We start from the raw sequence: 14,958 nt of genomic DNA, 5'->3' as shown, positions 1-14,958 counted from the left end.
GTGGCGCGGGCCGGATGCCCGTGTGAATCATCGATATCAATGTGGTAGCAGGAGAGTGGCGTGCTGACAAGAATGGGGATAAAAGGCCGCGTACTGTTGCTGACCTTATTACCGACCAGCCTGATGGCTTCGTTGCTGGGCGGCTATTTCACCTGGATGCAGTTGTCGGAACTGCAGACCCAGTTGCTGCAACGTGGCGAAATGATCGCCGAGCAGTTGGCGCCACTGGTGGCGCCCGCCTTGAGTGCACGCAACACCGACCTGCTGGAGCGCATCGCCACCCAGTCCCTGGAGCAGCCGGACGTGCGCACCGTGTCGTTCCTCAGCCCGGACCGTGCGACCCTCGCCCACGCCGGCCCGACCATGCTCAACCAGGCCCCCATCGGCAACAGCTCACACCTGTTGCAACGCACCGGCAATGACGCCACGCGCTACCTGCTGCCGGTGTTTGGCCGCCATCGCAACCTCGCCGGCGACCTGATCCCGGATGAAGCCGACCGCCTGCTGGGCTGGGTCGAGGTGGAACTGTCCCACAATGGCATGTTGCTGCGTGGCTACCGCAGCCTGTTCGCCAGCCTGCTGCTGATCGCCATCGGCCTGATCTGCACCGCGGCACTGGCCCTGCGTATCAGCCGCACCATCAACGCGCCGATTGGCCAGATCAAGCAAGCCGTGGCCCAGCTCAAGGACGGCAACCTGGAAACCCGCCTGCCGCCCCTGGGCAGCCAGGAACTGGACCAACTCGCCTCTGGCATCAACCGCATGGCCGAGACCCTGCAGAACGCCCAGGAAGAACTGCAACACAGCATCGACCAGGCCACCGAAGACGTACGCCAGAATCTGGAAACCATCGAGATCCAGAACATCGAGCTGGACCTGGCGCGCAAGGAGGCGCTGGAGGCCAGTCGCATCAAGTCGGAGTTCCTGGCCAACATGAGCCATGAGATCCGCACGCCGCTCAACGGCATCCTGGGGTTTACCCACTTGCTGCAAAAGAGCGAGCTGACCCCGCGTCAACTCGACTACCTGGGCACCATCGAAAAATCCGCCGACAACCTGCTGGGGATCATCAACGAGATCCTCGACTTCTCGAAAATCGAAGCCGGCAAGCTGGTCCTCGACAGCATTCCGTTCAACCTGCGGGACTTGCTGCAAGACACCCTGACCATCCTCGCCCCCGCCGCCCATGCCAAACAGCTCGAACTGGTCAGCCTGGTCTACCGCGACACGCCGCTGGCATTGGTCGGCGACCCGCTGCGCCTCAAGCAGATCCTCACCAACCTGATCAGCAACGCGATCAAGTTCACCCGCGAAGGCACCATCGTGGCGCGAGCGATGATCGAGGACGAGCAGGAAGACAGCGTGCAATTGCGCATCAGCGTGCAGGACACCGGCATCGGCCTGTCCAACCAGGACGTGCGTGCCCTGTTCCAGGCCTTCAGCCAGGCTGACAACTCACTGTCGCGCCAACCCGGCGGTACGGGCTTGGGCCTGGTGATTTCCAAGCGCCTGATCGAACAGATGGGCGGCGAAATCGGCGTCGACAGCACGCCGGGCGAAGGCTCGGAGTTCTGGATCAGCCTCAACCTGCCCAAGACCCGCGACGACGTGGAAGACCTGCCGTCGGCGCCCCTGCTGGGCCATCGTGTTGCCTTGCTGGAAAACCACGAACTGGCACGCCAGGCGCTGCAGCACCAATTGGAAGACTGCGGCCTGGAAGTCACGCCGTTCACCAGCCTGGAAAGCCTGACCAACGGCATTACCAGTGCCCACCAGACCGAGCAAGCCATTGACCTTGCCGTCCTTGGTGTTACTGCCAACGACATCCCGCCCGAGCGCCTCAACCAGCACCTGTGGGACCTCGAACACCTGGGCTGCAAAGTGCTGGTGCTGTGCCCCACCACCGAACAGATGCTGTTCAATCAGTCGGTGCCCAACCCCAACAGTCAATTGCAGGCCAAGCCGGCCTGTACACGCAAATTGCGGCGTGCCTTGTCCGACCTGATCAGCCCGCGCCCCACGCGCAGCGAACCCGGCGAACCCTTGTCCAGTAGGGCACCGCGTGTACTGTGTGTGGATGACAACCCGGCGAACCTGTTGCTGGTCCAAACCCTGCTGGAAGACATGGGCGCCCGGGTACGCGCCGTGGAAAGCGGTTATGCGGCCATCGACGCGGTGAAGCAGGACACCTTCGACCTGGTGCTGATGGATGTGCAAATGCCGGGCATGGACGGCCGCCAAAGCACCGAGGCGATCCGCCAGTGGGAAAGCGAACGCAGCGGCACGCCATTGCCGGTAGTCGCCCTCACCGCCCACGCCATGGCCAACGAAAAACGCGCCTTGCTGCAAAGCGGCATGGACGACTACCTGACCAAACCCATCAGCGAACGCCAACTGGCCCAGGTGGTGTTGAAATGGACCGGCCTGGCCCTGCGCAATCAGGGGCCGGAGCGCGCGACCGACAACCTCGGCCCTGGCGTGCAATTTCCGGTGCTCGATCACGAGGAAGGCCTGCGCCTGGCGGCCGGCAAGGCTGATTTGGCAGCAGACATGCTCGCCATGTTGCTTGCCTCCCTGGAAGCCGACCGACTCGCCATCACCATTGCCCGTGACGCCAACGACAACAACGCCCTGATTGAACGGGTGCATCGTCTGCACGGCGCCACCCGTTACTGTGGCGTACCGCAACTGCGCGCCGCCTGCCACCGTGCCGAAACCCTGCTCAAGCAGGATGACGCCAAGGCCATGCATGCGCTGGACGAACTCGACATGGCGATTGCACGGCTGGCCAGTGAGGCGCGGGTCAGCGCCTGAAGAGACTTTGACGCCGATCAGCTGTGGGATGGGGCTTGCCCCCGATAGCGTCGTATCAGTCGAAGCATCTGTAGCTGACACACCCTAATCGGGGGCAAGCCCCCTCCCACAGTTGTCCAGCGTTTCCAACTGATTAATTGCGGGGAGCCTTTTGATGCGCGTGATTCTTTTCAGCAGCCAAACCTACGACCGCGACAGCTTTCTCGGCGAACCGTTGCCCGTAGGCCTGGAGCTGCAATTCCAGCCCGCCCGGCTCAACCTCGACACCGTGGCCCTGGCCGAACATCACGAAGTAGTCTGCGCCTTTATCAACGATGACCTCAGCGCCCCGGTGCTGGAGCAGTTGGCCAAGGGCGGCACGCGGTTGATCGCCCTGCGCTCGGCGGGCTACAACCATGTGGACCTGGCCGCCGCCAAGCGCCTGGGCCTGACCATCGTGCGCGTACCGGCCTACTCGCCCCATGCGGTGGCCGAACACGCCGTCGCGCTGATCCTCGCCCTCAACCGCCGCCTGCCCCGCGCCTGCAACCGTACCCGCGACGGCGATTTCAGCCTGCATGGCCTCACCGGTTTCGACCTGGTGGGCAAGACCGTCGGCGTGGTCGGCACCGGACAGATCGGCGCCACCTTCGCCAACATCATGGCCGGCTTCGGCTGCCGGTTGCTGGCCTACGACCCCTTCCCCAACCCGCAGGTCCAGGCCCTGGGCGCGCAGTACGTGAGCCTGCCCGAACTGCTGGCCCAGGCGCAGATCATCAGCCTGCACTGCCCGCTCACCGCCGACAGCAAACACCTGATCAACGCCCGGTCCCTGGCGCAGATGCAACCGGGTGCGATGCTGATCAACACCGGTCGCGGTGGGCTGGTCGACACCCCGGCGCTGATCAAGGCGCTCAAGGACGGCCAGCTCGGCTACCTCGGTCTGGATGTCTATGAGGAAGAAGCGCAGTTGTTTTTCGAAGACCGCTCTGATCTGCCCTTGCAGGACGACGTGCTCGCACGCCTGCTGACCTTCCCTAACGTGATCATCACTGCCCACCAGGCGTTTCTGACCCGCGAGGCCCTAGCCGCCATCGCCGGCACGACTTTGGCCAACATTGCCGCCTGGGCCGATGGCCGGGCACAGAACCTCGTCGAAGGATGATCAGCGGTTACATACCAGGCTCATGATGAGCCAGCACCCGTGATAGGATGCCGCGCCTATTTGGAGGATCCATGGCCGAACACGATTTCCGCTTCAGTTTACTGAGCCCGCAACACACCCTGATCGAATGCCGCGCCCTGGTGCCGGGCCGTTACCAGGTCACCGGCAACGGTGGCTCGATCAAGCATGGCGACGTTCTGATCGTCTCCCTGCGCGGCAGTAAAACCCTGTCGATGCGCCTCACCGTCGAAGGTGACGCGCGCTACTCCATCCGCCCGGCGGGCCAGTGGGTCGCCATGGCCCAGGGGCCGAAGTTCGGGGAGTTGGAGATTCACACCTGGAAGGTCAACTGCGACAGCTGCGACGCCGTGTTGGACTTCGAGTTTGCGGTGGAAACCAAGCTGACCAAAGAACCGCTGCAACCGGCCGCCAATGCGCGGATCGCCGAGTTGGGCTGGACCAGCGAGGGCGACAAGCACCGCTGCCCGAAATGCCAGAAGGCTGCGCAATGAGAGGCCTGTTTCTGCTCGCCGCCCTCGGGGCGGGCCTGACCGGCTGTGCCGGCGACGCGGTCAAGCTCAAACAGGATCACAGCTACGTGGTGGAATGGATTGGCGAGCGGCCGCTGATGGATTACGCGCACCTGACCGTCACCCTCGGCGCCGATGGTCGCGCCTATGGCAACGGCGGCTGCAACCATTGGTTCGCGCCCTACACCGTCGACGGTGAAAAGCTCAGCTTCGGCCAGATCGGCAGCACCCGCAAACTCTGCGCCGAAGCGTTGATGGAACAGGAACACCGCTTCTTCCAGGCCCTGCAAGGCGTGCAGCGCTGGGATATCTCGCCGATCGAGCAGACCCGGTTCTGGCCGGCCGAGGGCAAGCCGATACGATTGTGGCTCGAAGAAGGCTGATTTTCCCAATCCATGGATTGATGGAAGCTAAATGTGGGAGGGGGCAAGCCCCCTCCCACATTTGATTCCGGGTAGCCCCTAGCCGCGCAAGGCCTTGAGCCTGGCCAGCACGCCTTCCGCCGTCTGCTCGCCCATCAACGTCTCGCGCACCTTGCCCTTGTCATCGATGATGTAGGTCACCGGCAACGCTTCGCTGCGTGGAATATCGAAAATCTCTTCCGGGTTCTGCGCCAGTACCGTGAACTTGATGCCCAGCTTGTCGCTGGCGGCTTTCAGCTCTTCGCCCTGGACATTGTCGAAGTTGACCCCGAACACGCCCACGTTCTGCGCCTTCAACTGTTCGGCCAAGGCATTGAGCTCGGGGATTTCCGTGCGGCACGGACCACACCATTCGGCCCAGTAATTGACCACCAGCCACTGCTTGTCCAAGCGTTCGGACGCCACCTTCTTGCCAAATTGGTCAACGCCGTAATCGTTACCGCAGCCGCTGAGCAGCAGGGTTGTGATGATCGCCAATGCACCGATCAGTCGCCTTGTCATGGGGTAATCCTTCGCAAAAATGAACGTTGGCTGCGGCCTATCGCCTCTTACGGTTTAAGGACAGGTCGCTGCACGGGTAGAATACCCGCCACCTTACGCAAGATGCGACCCGCACATGACCGATCTGACGCTTTATCACAACCCGCGCTGCTCGAAATCCCGCGGTGCGCTGGAGCTGCTGGAGGCCCGTGGCCTCACCCCCACCGTCGTACGCTACCTGGAAACCCCGCTGGACGCCGCGCAACTCAAGGCGCTGCTCGGCAAGCTGGGTATCAGCGCGCGCCAACTGCTGCGCACCGGCGAAGATGAATACAAAACCCTGAACCTGGCCGACGCCAGCCTCAGCGAAGTCCAGTTGATCGCCGCCATTGCCGATCACCCGAAATTGATGGAGCGCCCGATCCTGGAAACCGCCGACAAAGCCGTCATCGGCCGGCCGCCGGAAAACGTACTGGAGATCCTGCCGTGACGTCGCCGTATGTGCTGGTGCTGTATTACAGCCGCAATGGCTCGGTGAGCGAAATGGCCCGGCAGATTGCCCGGGGTATCGAGCAAGGCGGGATGGAGGCACGCTTGCGCACCGTGCCGGCGATCTCAACCGAGTGCGAAGCCGTGGCACCGAGCATTCCGGAGGAAGGCGCGCTGTATGCCAGCCTCGACGACCTGAAACACTGCTCCGGCCTGGCCCTGGGCAGCCCGACCCGCTTCGGCAACATGGCCGCGCCGCTCAAGTACTTCATCGACGGTACCAGCAACCTGTGGCTCACCGGCGCCCTCGTCGGCAAGCCGGCCGGGGTGTTTACCTCCACAGCCAGCCTGCACGGCGGCCAGGAAACCACGCTGATGTCGATGCTGCTACCGTTGCTGCACCACGGCATGCTGATCACCGGCCTGCCCTACAGCGAACAGGCCTTGCTTGATACCCAGGGCGGCGGCACGCCCTATGGTGCCAGCCATCACGCCGGGCCGGACGGCAAGCGCATGCTCGACCAGCATGAGATCGCCCTGTGCCGCGCCCTGGGGCTACGCCTGGCGAACACCGCCACCCTGCTGGAGGGCGGTCGTGGCCAGGAAGCCTAAGGTCCTGCGGCCCCAGGCGTGGTTGGAGCCACGGGTCAGAATTGCTCGCGCGCTGAGCCTGCTGGCGTTTTTTGGCCTGGTGGGGTTGCTGTGCGTGTACTACCTGTTCGTTGCTGATCTGCACGGCGCACGGCCGTGGGTGATCCTGCTGATCGAACTGGTGCCCTTGCTGGTGCTGGCGCCAGGCATGCTGCTGGGCAGCGCGCGCGGGCACTCATGGATGTGCTTTGTGGTGAACCTGTATTTCATCAAGGGCGCGCTGGCGGCGTATGACCCGAACCGGCAGTGGTTCGGGGTGCTGGAGATGCTGGCGAGCCTGGCGGTGTTTTGCACGGCACTGTTGTATGTGCGCTGGCGGCATCAGTTGAACCGGCGGTTGGCAGCGGCCTGAAATACGTCATCGGGGGCAAGCCCCCTCCCACACTGTTACCGCGCCGCCTATCCAATGTGGGAGGGGGCTTGCCCCCGATGGCATCACCCCGGCCTCAATGGTTGACGGTGTACGCCAACATCATCGACAACTGGCACATCGGCCGTCCACTCTCGGCGTGCCACTGGTTGAACGCGCCCTGCACCGTCGCCAGGTCGCGCAGGCTGGTCGGCGCCTTGTCGACGATCTTCTGCGCGTTCAACGCCGCCACCACGTCATAACTCGGCACAAAGGTATCCTTGCCGACCATGCGTAAAAAGCGCGGCGCGGACAACCCGCCGAGCTGGTGGCCGTGTTTGCTCAGGTACTTCCACAGGCCGACAATGTCGGTCACCGGCCAATCGGCGATAAACGCGCCGAAGCTGCCCTTCTCCTGCTCGATATCCAGGATCATCTGCGCATTGCGCGGCACGCTCTTGAGCTTGCCCAGATGGCGGATGATGCTGGTGTCCTGCATCAGCCGCTCCAGGTGCTCGGCGCCCATCAGTACGACTTTTTCCGGGTCGAAGCCGAAAAACACCTTTTCGAACGCCGGCCACTTGGCGTCCACCACGCTGTGCTTCAAGCCTGCACGAAACACGCGCAACGCCAGGGTCGACAGGTAGCGATCATCACTGATCTTGCGTAATTGCGCCGCAGTCTTGGGCACAGGCAGGTGGGCTTCCAGCTCGGCCGCCGAACCGAAGCGGTTCAGACAATATTCGTGCAGCCACTTGTAATCGCGCATGCCCTCTCCTGGCAATTGAATGGAAAACGGCGCCCGCGAGCGCCGTGTGTCAGAGCCTTGAATGGGCTCAGAGGTTCACAACATTGACGAAGCGCGACGCGGCGGTCTCATCGATTTTCAGGCTGGTGAAGTCGAACAGGTTGCGGTCGGCCAACTGTGAGGGAATCACGTTCTGCAGGCTGCGGAAGATGCTTTCGGTGCGGCCCGGGGTCTTGCGCTCCCAGTCCAGCAGCATTTCCTTGACCACCTGGCGCTGCAGGTTCTCCTGGGAGCCACACAGGTTGCACGGGATGATCGGGAATTGCTTGAAGTCGGAGTAAGCCTGGATGTCTTTCTCGTTGCAATACGCCAGCGGGCGGATCACCACGTTGCGCCCGTCATCGGCACGCAGCTTGGGCGGCATGGCCTTGAGCGAGCCGTTGAAGAACATATTGAGGAAGAAGGTCTCGACGATATCGTCGCGATGATGCCCCAGGGCCATCTTGGTCGCGCCAATCTCATCGGCGAAGGTGTACAGCGTGCCACGGCGCAGGCGCGAACACAGGGAGCAGGTGGTCTTGCCTTCCGGAATCAGCTCCTTGACCACCGAGTAGGTGTCTTTCTCGACGATGTGGTACTCGATGCCCAGTTCCTTGAGGTAGGCCGGCAGCACATGCTCAGGGAAGCCCGGTTGTTTCTGGTCCATGTTGACGGCGACGATCTCGAACTTGATCGGCGCGACCTTTTGCAGGTGCAACAGCACGTCGAGCATGGTGTAGCTGTCTTTGCCGCCGGAGAGGCAGACCATGACCTTGTCGCCGTCCTCGATCATATTGAAATCGGCGACCGCTTCACCGGCCAGGCGACGCAGGCGTTTTTGCAGTTTGTTCTGGTTGACCGTAAGAGTGCCCATGGCGCTTGGATCCGCTGGAGGTGTGTGACGAAAAGCCCAGCATTTTACCGGTAAGAATCACCGAGTTCCAATGTGGGAGGGGGCTGCATTCCAATCTGCGATTAACCCCAACGTTTACAGCGCAATTCGCTCTAAAGGCCCTACAGTTATTCCGGTCATCCCTTCCTATACTGCGACAAGAGGTCGCACAGCTATCCAGGACCTTTGAGGCCATTTGGCCCGTGGGCGCTCCGATGGGGGGCGATGGCAATAACGACAGGAGTGACTGGCATGATCCATCACGTCGTGGGGCTTTTTACCCATCCCGACCAGGAATGGCGGGAAATCCGTGGCGATAAAGAAGAAAGCATCGGCCACATGTACCTCACTCACACCCTGATTCTCGCGGCGATTCCCGCCGTTTCCGCGTTTATCGGTACCACCCAGGTCGGCTGGGTCATCGGCAACCGCGCGCCAGTGATGCTGACCCAGGAAAGCGCACTGTGGATGACCATCATGTCCTACGCCGCGATGCTCGCCGGCGTGGCGGTGATGGGTGCATTCATTCACTGGATGGCGCGTACCTATGACGCAAACCCGAGCATGGCCCGCTGCGTGGCGTTTGCCACCTACACCGCCACGCCACTGTTCATCGGCGGGCTGGCGGCGCTCTATCCACATATGTGGCTGGGCATGGTGGTAGGCACGGCGGCCATCTGCTACACGGTGTACCTGCTTTATGTAGGTGTGCCGACCTTCATGAACATTGATCCGGATGAAGGCTTCCTGTTTTCCAGTTCCATACTGGCCGTGGGGCTGGTGGTGCTGGTGGCGATCATGGCCTTTACCGTGATTGTCTGGGGCTTGGGCGTAGGCCCGATCTATACCAACTGAGCAGATGAACCGTGGGCAAAGCCACCGCAAGGTGGCTTTGTGCATCATGCATGACCATTCGGCGCCTGACAGATTCGGAAACACCCGGCTTTGCGGCATACTGGGCGTCTCTGGAGATATGTACAGCATGCCCGAGCAACTCAATACCCGCGTCGAAGATTGTTTCCTGCTAGCCGAATCCTTTTTCAAACGAAGCTTCAAACGTCCCCAGGTCAGCCTCAAGCTGCGGGGCCAGAAGGCCGGTGTCGCGCATTTGCACGAGAACCTGCTGCGCTTCAACCCACAGTTGTACCGAGAAAACAGCCAACATTTCCTCAAGCAGACCGTAGCCCATGAAGTGGCGCACCTGATTGCCCACCAATTGTTTGGTGAACGCATCCAGCCCCATGGTGAGGAATGGCAATTGATCATGCGCGGGGTCTACGAACTGCCGCCGGACCGTTGCCACACCTATGCCGTGAAGCGCCGCCAGGTGACCCGCTATATCTACAAGTGCCCGTGCGCGGACAGTGACTTTCCGTTCTCGCCCCAGCGCCATGGCATGGTGGCTCAGGGCCGAAGGTATTTGTGCAGGCGGTGCCGGCAGACGCTGGTATTTACCGGTGAAACCCGAGTGGAATGAGGGCCTCATCGGGGCAAGCCCCCTCCCACCTGTTGACCGCGCCGCCTATCGAGTGTGGGAGGGAGCTTGCTCCCGATGGCGTCGATCCAGTCACCCTACTACCTTGGTCCGCCGCAGATCCTGTATGCGCTGAACACTGAACCCCAACTCCGCCAGCACCTCATCACTGTGCGCCCCCACAGCAGCGCCTATATGCCTGGGCGCTGGCAACCCCTCCGAGAACTTCAACGGGCAGGCAATCTGCGCCTGGCTCGAGCCATCCCCCCTGGGCACCTGACTGACCAACGCCCGAGCCCTTAACTGCGGATGTTGCACCGCTTCACTCAGGCTCAACACCGGCTCCACACACGCATCCACCCCGGCAAACAACTCACACAACTCATCAAAGCTACGTTTCTCGAATTCAACCTGCAGCGCCTGCTTGAGTGTGGGCGACAGGCCCAGCGCCGCCAACTCCGGCCGTCCCAGCGCGTCACAGAGTTGCTGCATAAACCCAGGCTCCAGACTGCCGACCGACATCCAACGCCCATCCCGCGAGCGGTAATAATCGTAAAAACTGCCACCGTTCAGCACATGGCTTTCGCGTTCAGGCTCGACATCGCACGCCAGGAAGCCCGCACCCGCCATGGCGTTCAGGCTGAACGAGCAGTCGGTCATGCTCACATCCAGGTACTGGCCTACCCCGCTCTGCTGCCGGGCGATGACCGCCGCGAGCAGCCCCACTACCGCATGCAGCGACCCGCCGCTCACATCCGCCAGTTGTACGCCCAGTGGCAACGGGCCGCTGTCCCGGCGCCCGGTGTAGCTGGCCACCCCGGCCAGCGCCAGGTAATTGATGTCGTGCCCGGCGCGGTCCCTGTACGGGCCAGTCTGGCCATAACCGGTGATCGATACATATATCAGCCGGGGGTTGATCGCCTTCAATGCCTCATACCCCAACCCCAGTCGCTCCATCACCCCAGGGCGGAATTGTTCAAGCAGGATGTCGTATTCCTTGACCAGCGCCCGTACGATCTCCAGCGCCTCGGCCTGCTTGAGGTCCAGCGCCAGGCTGCGCTTGTTGCGGTTTAGGTAGGCGTGGCTGGCCGACGTGCCCTGGTCGTGGGGTGGCAGTACGCGCAACAGGTCCATGCGCGTGGGTGACTCGATACGCAGCACCTCGGCGCCCATGTCTGCCAGCATCAGCGACGCAAACGGGCCAGGCAGCAAGGTGGAAAAATCCAGCACTTTGAGGGACGCCAAGGGACCTGACATGGGCACTCCATTTCGGTTTTGAATGCCCACAGACTAGGCAGCCTTGCGCCGGTCGGCAATCGCCGGAACGGTCACCGACAGTGACCGTTTTGATCACGGCGGGCTTTTTCGCGGCGGCGGCTTTATCATTGGCCCACGTTTGCTTGCAGAGTGTTCCATGAAGTTTGCGATTGCAGTGTTTTGTGCCGCCCACGCGCCCTCCTCGCGCCGCGCCCTGCTGTTTGCCCGGGCGGCACTGGCCGGCGGGCATGAGATTGTGCGGCTGTTTTTCTACCAGGACGGCGTGTACAGCGCGTCCAATTCGGTTGTTGTGCCCCAGGATGAGCAGGACATCGCTCGCCAATGGCGTGAGTTTGTCAGCGCGCACCAACTCGACAGCGTGGTGTGCATCGCCGCCGCCTTGCGTCGTGGCGTGCTCAACGAGGAGGAAGCCACCCGTTATCAACGCAGTGCGGTCAACCTCGATGCGCCGTGGGAGCTGTCGGGCCTGGGGCAATTGCACGACGCCGCCCAGGCCGCCGATCGCCTGATCTGTTTTGGAGGGCCGTGACATGTCCAAATCCCTATTGGTGATCAGCCGCCAGGCACCTTGGTCTGGCCCGGGCGCACGCGAAGCACTGGACATCGTGCTGGCTGGCGGTGCCTTCGATCTGCCCATCGGCCTGCTGTTCCTCGACGACGGTGTGTTCCAACTGGCACCACATCAGGACGCCAAGGCCGTGCAGCAGAAGGACCTCGGCGCCAACCTGCAGGCGCTGGGCCTGTTCGGTATCGACGAGGTATTCGCCTGCCACCATAGCCTGGCCGAACGCGGCCTCACGACACCCGCCAGCGCACAGCCGCTGGACAGCGCTGCGATCTCCCAGTTGATTGACCGTTACGACCAGGTGATAACCCTCTGATGTCGACTCTACATGTGGTTTCCCACTCCCCGTTTACCGATAGCCGCCTGGACAGCTGCCTGCGTATCTGTGGCGTTAATGACGCCATCCTGCTCTGCGGCGACGGCGCCTATGGGCTGCACAACGCGGCGCTGCAAACCAAAGGCGTGAAGGTGTTTGTGCTGGCCGAAGACATGCAGGCGCGCAACCTGCCCTTGCCGGACTGGGCCGACAGCGTCGATTACCCAGGTTTCGTGCAGTTGTCGCTCGACTACGACAAGGTCAACAGCTGGCTATGAACACCCTGACCGTAGGCACACGCACCCTGGAACTGGACAAGGACGGCTACCTGGTCGACCTGAACGCCTGGTCCGAGGAAGTCGCCAACGCCCTGGCCGCCGCCGAACCCCTGGCGTTGACCGCGGACCATTGGGAAATCCTCACGCTCTTGCGCCAGTTCTACAGCGAATTCCAGCTGTCCCCGGCCACGCGCCCGCTGATCAAGTACACCGCCTTGAAGCTGGGCCCGGAAAAAGGCAACAGCCTGCACCTCAACAAACTGTTCAACGGCACTCCCGCCAAACTCGCCGCCAAGCTGGCGGGCCTGCCCAGGCCGACGAATTGCTTATGACCGACTTTGCCCCGCTGACTCTTCAACCCCCTGCCGAGCACCCGTTTGCACCATTCGTGCGCATCCTGGGCAAAGGCAAGCGCGGTGCGCGCAACCTCACCCGTAAGGAGGCCCGCGAAGCCATGGGCATGCTGCTCGACGAAAAAGTCGAGGACACCCAGCTCGGCGCCTTCCTGATGCTGCTGCGCCACAAGGAAGAAAGCCCGGAAGAACTGGCCGGTTTCACCGAAGCCGTGCGCGAACGCCTGGATGCCCCGGCACTGAACGTGGATGTCGACTGGCCGACCTACGCCGGCAAGAAACGCCACCTGCCGTGGTACCTGCTGGCGGCCAAGTGCCTGGCGCAAAACGGCGTGCGCATCCTCATGCACGGCGGCGGCGCCCACACGGCGGGACGGCTGTACACCGAGCAATTGCTGGAGGGTTTGCAGATTCCCTTGTGCCGCAACTGGCAGCAGGTCGAGGCTGCCTATGCAAAAGGCAACCTGGCCTTTATCCCGCTGGGTGACTGGGCACCGCAATTGCAACGCATGATCGACCTGCGCAATACCCTGGGCTTGCGCTCGCCCATCCATTCCCTGGCGCGCCTGCTCAATCCGCTGAATGCGCGACTGGGGCTGCAAAGCATTTTCCATCCCGGTTACCAAGGCGTGCACCGCGATGCCAGCGGCCTGCTCGGCGACAATGTGATTGTGGTCAAGGGCGATGGCGGCGAGGTCGAGATCAACCCCGACACCCTCAGCCATCTGTACGGCACCACCGGCGGCGAAAGCTGGGACGAAGAATGGCCCGCCCTCTCCGCCCAACGCCACGTCAAGCCGGCCACCCTCGACCCCGAACACTTTAAAGCCGTGTGGCGCGGCGACATCGAGGACAGCTACCCGCAATTGGCAATGGTCGCCACCATGGCCCTGGCCCTGCGTGGCCTGGGTCACCCACGGGAGCAGGCCTTTGAACTGGCCCGGCAATACTGGATCGCACGGGACAAATCGATTTAATCGATGATTAACCCCCGGTCTTTGCGCTTTTAGTTCGAACTCATCCCTTTAGACTGGGCTCCAACGCTTATTAGCCAAGGAGCCAGTCATGGGTTTGCTGATCGAAGGGCACTGGAAAGACCAGTGGTACGAAAGTAGCGCGGACGGCGCGTTCCAGCGCGAACAGGCGCAACGCCGCCACTGGGTCACCGCCGACGGCGCGCCAGGCCCGAGTGGCGAAGGCGGCTTCACAGCCGAGGCCGGCCGCTACCACCTCTATGTCTCCCTGGCCTGCCCCTGGGCTCACCGCACGCTGATCCTGCGCAAGCTCAAGGGCCTGGAAAGCCTGATCGACGTGTCCGTGGTCAGTTGGTTGATGCTGGAAAATGGCTGGACCTTCGACAAGGCCCATGGCTCGACCGGCGACAAACTCGACGACTTAGCCTTCATGCACCAGCGTTATACCGCCGACACCGCCGATTACACCGGGCGCGTCACCGTGCCGGTGCTGTGGGACAAAAAGCTGCAGCGCATCGTGAGCAATGAGTCGGCGGAGATCATCCGCATGTTCAACAGCGCCTTCAATGAATTGACCGGCAACACCCTGGATTTCTACCCTGAGCCGCTGCGCGCAACCATCGACGCCTTGAACGAGCGCATTTACCCGGCGGTGAACAACGGCGTGTACCGCGCAGGCTTCGCCACCTCACAGCAGGCGTATGAACGCGCGTTTGATGATGTATTTGCCGAGCTGGATCATCTGGAACAGCACTTGGGCGACCATCGTTACCTGGCCGGCGATTACCTGACAGAGGCGGATGTACGGCTCTTCACCACACTGATTCGCTTTGATGCGGTGTATTACAGCCACTTCAAATGCAATTTGCGCAGGATTGCGGATTACCCGAGCCTGTCGAATTGGTTGAGGGAGATGTATCAGTGGCCGGGGGTGGCCGAGACGGTCGATTTCGAACACATCAAGGGGCATTACTATGCCAGCCATCGCACGATCAACCCGACGGGGATTGTGCCGAAGGGGCCGTCGCAGGGGTTTGATGAACCGCACGATCGGAAGCAATTGATTGGCAAAGGCGTGTGGAACTGATCCGACGTATTGGCTGGCTTTTAGGGCCTCATCGGGGGCAAGCCCCCTCCCACACTGGAATGCAGTCCAATGTGG

The 14,958-nt window shown here is 62.1% G+C and carries 19 protein-coding genes; 15 read left to right on the top strand and 4 right to left on the bottom strand.

What is annotated here, in order from left to right:
• Nucleotides 1-60: 60 nt before the first annotated feature.
• The 4 genes from K5K89_RS13185 (at nt 61) to K5K89_RS13170 (ending at nt 4,871) form a co-directional block, all read left to right on the top strand.
• Nucleotides 61-2,814: a response regulator gene (locus K5K89_RS13185; protein WP_093527823.1), complete on the top strand. Its 2,754-nt coding sequence runs from the start codon at nt 61-63 to the stop codon at nt 2,812-2,814.
• 154 nt (nt 2,815-2,968) lie between these two features.
• Nucleotides 2,969-3,958, top strand: a complete 990-nt coding sequence (locus K5K89_RS13180; RefSeq protein ID WP_092245123.1) for a 2-hydroxyacid dehydrogenase — start codon at nt 2,969-2,971, stop codon at nt 3,956-3,958.
• 71 nt (nt 3,959-4,029) lie between these two features.
• On the top strand, nt 4,030-4,470 hold the full coding sequence (locus K5K89_RS13175) for a hypothetical protein (RefSeq protein WP_071491872.1): 441 nt from the start codon (nt 4,030-4,032) through the stop codon (nt 4,468-4,470).
• The gene (locus tag K5K89_RS13170) at nt 4,467-4,871 is read left to right on the top strand and encodes an META domain-containing protein (protein ID WP_071491873.1); all 405 of its coding nucleotides are present in this window, start codon (nt 4,467-4,469) and stop codon (nt 4,869-4,871) included. Before K5K89_RS13175 ends, K5K89_RS13170 begins: the two co-directional genes overlap by 4 nt.
• A gap of 78 nt (nt 4,872-4,949) precedes the next feature.
• On the opposite strand, the gene K5K89_RS13165 is transcribed toward K5K89_RS13170, so the two are convergent.
• Nucleotides 4,950-5,411, bottom strand: coding sequence for a TlpA disulfide reductase family protein (locus K5K89_RS13165; protein ID WP_071491874.1), 462 nt, complete (start codon nt 5,409-5,411; stop codon nt 4,950-4,952).
• Nucleotides 5,412-5,526: 115 nt separating this feature from the next.
• On the opposite strand from K5K89_RS13165, the gene arsC reads away from it, so the two are divergent.
• The 3 genes from arsC to K5K89_RS13150 are packed head-to-tail and all read left to right on the top strand — an operon-like array spanning nt 5,527 to nt 6,882.
• The gene (gene arsC / locus K5K89_RS13160) at nt 5,527-5,880 is read left to right on the top strand and encodes an arsenate reductase (glutaredoxin) (RefSeq protein ID WP_071491875.1); all 354 of its coding nucleotides are present in this window, start codon (nt 5,527-5,529) and stop codon (nt 5,878-5,880) included.
• Entirely contained in the window at nt 5,877-6,491 is a 615-nt protein-coding gene (wrbA, locus tag K5K89_RS13155) for an NAD(P)H:quinone oxidoreductase (protein WP_071491876.1), read from the top strand. Before arsC ends, wrbA begins: the two co-directional genes overlap by 4 nt.
• Nucleotides 6,475-6,882: a DUF2069 domain-containing protein gene (locus K5K89_RS13150; protein ID WP_222541568.1), complete on the top strand. Its 408-nt coding sequence runs from the start codon at nt 6,475-6,477 to the stop codon at nt 6,880-6,882. Before wrbA ends, K5K89_RS13150 begins: the two co-directional genes overlap by 17 nt.
• A 94-nt stretch (nt 6,883-6,976) precedes the next feature.
• Here K5K89_RS13150 and K5K89_RS13145 read toward each other — a convergent pair whose 3' ends face one another.
• Together K5K89_RS13145 and ttcA are read right to left on the bottom strand one after the other, a co-directional pair.
• On the bottom strand, nt 6,977-7,648 hold the full coding sequence (locus tag K5K89_RS13145) for a DNA-3-methyladenine glycosylase I (protein ID WP_071491878.1): 672 nt from the start codon (nt 7,646-7,648) through the stop codon (nt 6,977-6,979).
• A gap of 67 nt (nt 7,649-7,715) precedes the next feature.
• Nucleotides 7,716-8,540, bottom strand: coding sequence for a tRNA 2-thiocytidine(32) synthetase TtcA (gene ttcA / locus K5K89_RS13140; RefSeq protein ID WP_058425451.1), 825 nt, complete (start codon nt 8,538-8,540; stop codon nt 7,716-7,718).
• Between the two features lie 270 nt (nt 8,541-8,810).
• On the opposite strand from ttcA, the gene K5K89_RS13135 reads away from it, so the two are divergent.
• On the top strand, nt 8,811-9,413 hold the full coding sequence (locus K5K89_RS13135; RefSeq protein WP_058425452.1) for a Yip1 family protein: 603 nt from the start codon (nt 8,811-8,813) through the stop codon (nt 9,411-9,413).
• A gap of 127 nt (nt 9,414-9,540) precedes the next feature.
• Nucleotides 9,541-10,035, top strand: coding sequence for a SprT family zinc-dependent metalloprotease (locus K5K89_RS13130; protein ID WP_071492040.1), 495 nt, complete (start codon nt 9,541-9,543; stop codon nt 10,033-10,035).
• Nucleotides 10,036-10,125: 90 nt separating this feature from the next.
• Here the strand turns inward: K5K89_RS13130 and K5K89_RS13125 are convergent, their stop codons facing one another.
• Complete coding sequence (locus tag K5K89_RS13125; RefSeq protein ID WP_222541567.1) at nt 10,126-11,289, bottom strand: CaiB/BaiF CoA transferase family protein; 1,164 nt, start codon at nt 11,287-11,289, stop codon at nt 10,126-10,128.
• A gap of 157 nt (nt 11,290-11,446) precedes the next feature.
• On the opposite strand from K5K89_RS13125, the gene tusD reads away from it, so the two are divergent.
• The 6 genes from tusD (at nt 11,447) to K5K89_RS13095 (ending at nt 14,883) form a co-directional block, all read left to right on the top strand.
• Nucleotides 11,447-11,839, top strand: coding sequence for a sulfurtransferase complex subunit TusD (gene tusD / locus K5K89_RS13120; protein ID WP_092245110.1), 393 nt, complete (start codon nt 11,447-11,449; stop codon nt 11,837-11,839).
• A 1-nt stretch (nt 11,840) separates the two neighbouring features.
• Entirely contained in the window at nt 11,841-12,191 is a 351-nt protein-coding gene (gene tusC, locus K5K89_RS13115; RefSeq protein ID WP_071491881.1) for a sulfurtransferase complex subunit TusC, read from the top strand.
• Nucleotides 12,191-12,469, top strand: coding sequence for a sulfurtransferase complex subunit TusB (gene tusB / locus K5K89_RS13110; RefSeq protein ID WP_071491882.1), 279 nt, complete (start codon nt 12,191-12,193; stop codon nt 12,467-12,469). Before tusC ends, tusB begins: the two co-directional genes overlap by 1 nt.
• Nucleotides 12,466-12,801 (top strand): TusE/DsrC/DsvC family sulfur relay protein, encoded by a 336-nt coding sequence (locus tag K5K89_RS13105; protein WP_093123803.1) that lies wholly within the window; start codon nt 12,466-12,468, stop codon nt 12,799-12,801. Before tusB ends, K5K89_RS13105 begins: the two co-directional genes overlap by 4 nt.
• Nucleotides 12,798-13,799 (top strand): glycosyl transferase family protein, encoded by a 1,002-nt coding sequence (locus K5K89_RS13100; protein WP_222541566.1) that lies wholly within the window; start codon nt 12,798-12,800, stop codon nt 13,797-13,799. The genes K5K89_RS13105 and K5K89_RS13100 overlap by 4 nt, the downstream gene beginning before the upstream one ends.
• An 88-nt stretch (nt 13,800-13,887) precedes the next feature.
• Nucleotides 13,888-14,883: a glutathione S-transferase family protein gene (locus K5K89_RS13095; RefSeq protein WP_222541565.1), complete on the top strand. Its 996-nt coding sequence runs from the start codon at nt 13,888-13,890 to the stop codon at nt 14,881-14,883.
• Nucleotides 14,884-14,958 lie beyond the last annotated feature (75 nt).

The organism is Pseudomonas sp. DR208 (genome assembly GCF_019823005.1).
GTDB classification, from domain to species: Bacteria; Pseudomonadota; Gammaproteobacteria; order Pseudomonadales; family Pseudomonadaceae; genus Aquipseudomonas; species Aquipseudomonas extremorientalis.
Note: the sequence above shows the minus strand (reverse complement) of the source record. Positions and strands in the feature narration are given on the sequence as shown.

Excerpts from the sequence above, each read along its gene's own strand:
- K5K89_RS13130 (WP_071492040.1), top strand. The coding sequence starts at position 9,541 with ATGCCCGAGCAACTCAATACCCGCGTCGAAGATTGTTTCCTGCTAGCC.
- K5K89_RS13095 (WP_222541565.1), top strand. The coding sequence starts at position 13,888 with ATGGGTTTGCTGATCGAAGGGCACTGGAAAGACCAGTGGTACGAAAGT.
- K5K89_RS13100 (WP_222541566.1), top strand. The coding sequence starts at position 12,798 with ATGACCGACTTTGCCCCGCTGACTCTTCAACCCCCTGCCGAGCACCCG.
- K5K89_RS13145 (WP_071491878.1), bottom strand. The coding sequence starts at position 7,648 with ATGCGCGATTACAAGTGGCTGCACGAATATTGTCTGAACCGCTTCGGT.
- K5K89_RS13105 (WP_093123803.1), top strand. The coding sequence starts at position 12,466 with ATGAACACCCTGACCGTAGGCACACGCACCCTGGAACTGGACAAGGAC.
- tusB (WP_071491882.1), top strand. The coding sequence starts at position 12,191 with ATGTCGACTCTACATGTGGTTTCCCACTCCCCGTTTACCGATAGCCGC.
- K5K89_RS13165 (WP_071491874.1), bottom strand. The coding sequence starts at position 5,411 with ATGACAAGGCGACTGATCGGTGCATTGGCGATCATCACAACCCTGCTG.
- K5K89_RS13180 (WP_092245123.1), top strand. The coding sequence starts at position 2,969 with ATGCGCGTGATTCTTTTCAGCAGCCAAACCTACGACCGCGACAGCTTT.
- K5K89_RS13175 (WP_071491872.1), top strand. The coding sequence starts at position 4,030 with ATGGCCGAACACGATTTCCGCTTCAGTTTACTGAGCCCGCAACACACC.
- arsC (WP_071491875.1), top strand. The coding sequence starts at position 5,527 with ATGACCGATCTGACGCTTTATCACAACCCGCGCTGCTCGAAATCCCGC.
- K5K89_RS13135 (WP_058425452.1), top strand. The coding sequence starts at position 8,811 with ATGATCCATCACGTCGTGGGGCTTTTTACCCATCCCGACCAGGAATGG.
- K5K89_RS13170 (WP_071491873.1), top strand. The coding sequence starts at position 4,467 with ATGAGAGGCCTGTTTCTGCTCGCCGCCCTCGGGGCGGGCCTGACCGGC.
- K5K89_RS13125 (WP_222541567.1), bottom strand. The coding sequence starts at position 11,289 with ATGTCAGGTCCCTTGGCGTCCCTCAAAGTGCTGGATTTTTCCACCTTG.
- ttcA (WP_058425451.1), bottom strand. The coding sequence starts at position 8,540 with ATGGGCACTCTTACGGTCAACCAGAACAAACTGCAAAAACGCCTGCGT.
- tusC (WP_071491881.1), top strand. The coding sequence starts at position 11,841 with ATGTCCAAATCCCTATTGGTGATCAGCCGCCAGGCACCTTGGTCTGGC.
- tusD (WP_092245110.1), top strand. The coding sequence starts at position 11,447 with ATGAAGTTTGCGATTGCAGTGTTTTGTGCCGCCCACGCGCCCTCCTCG.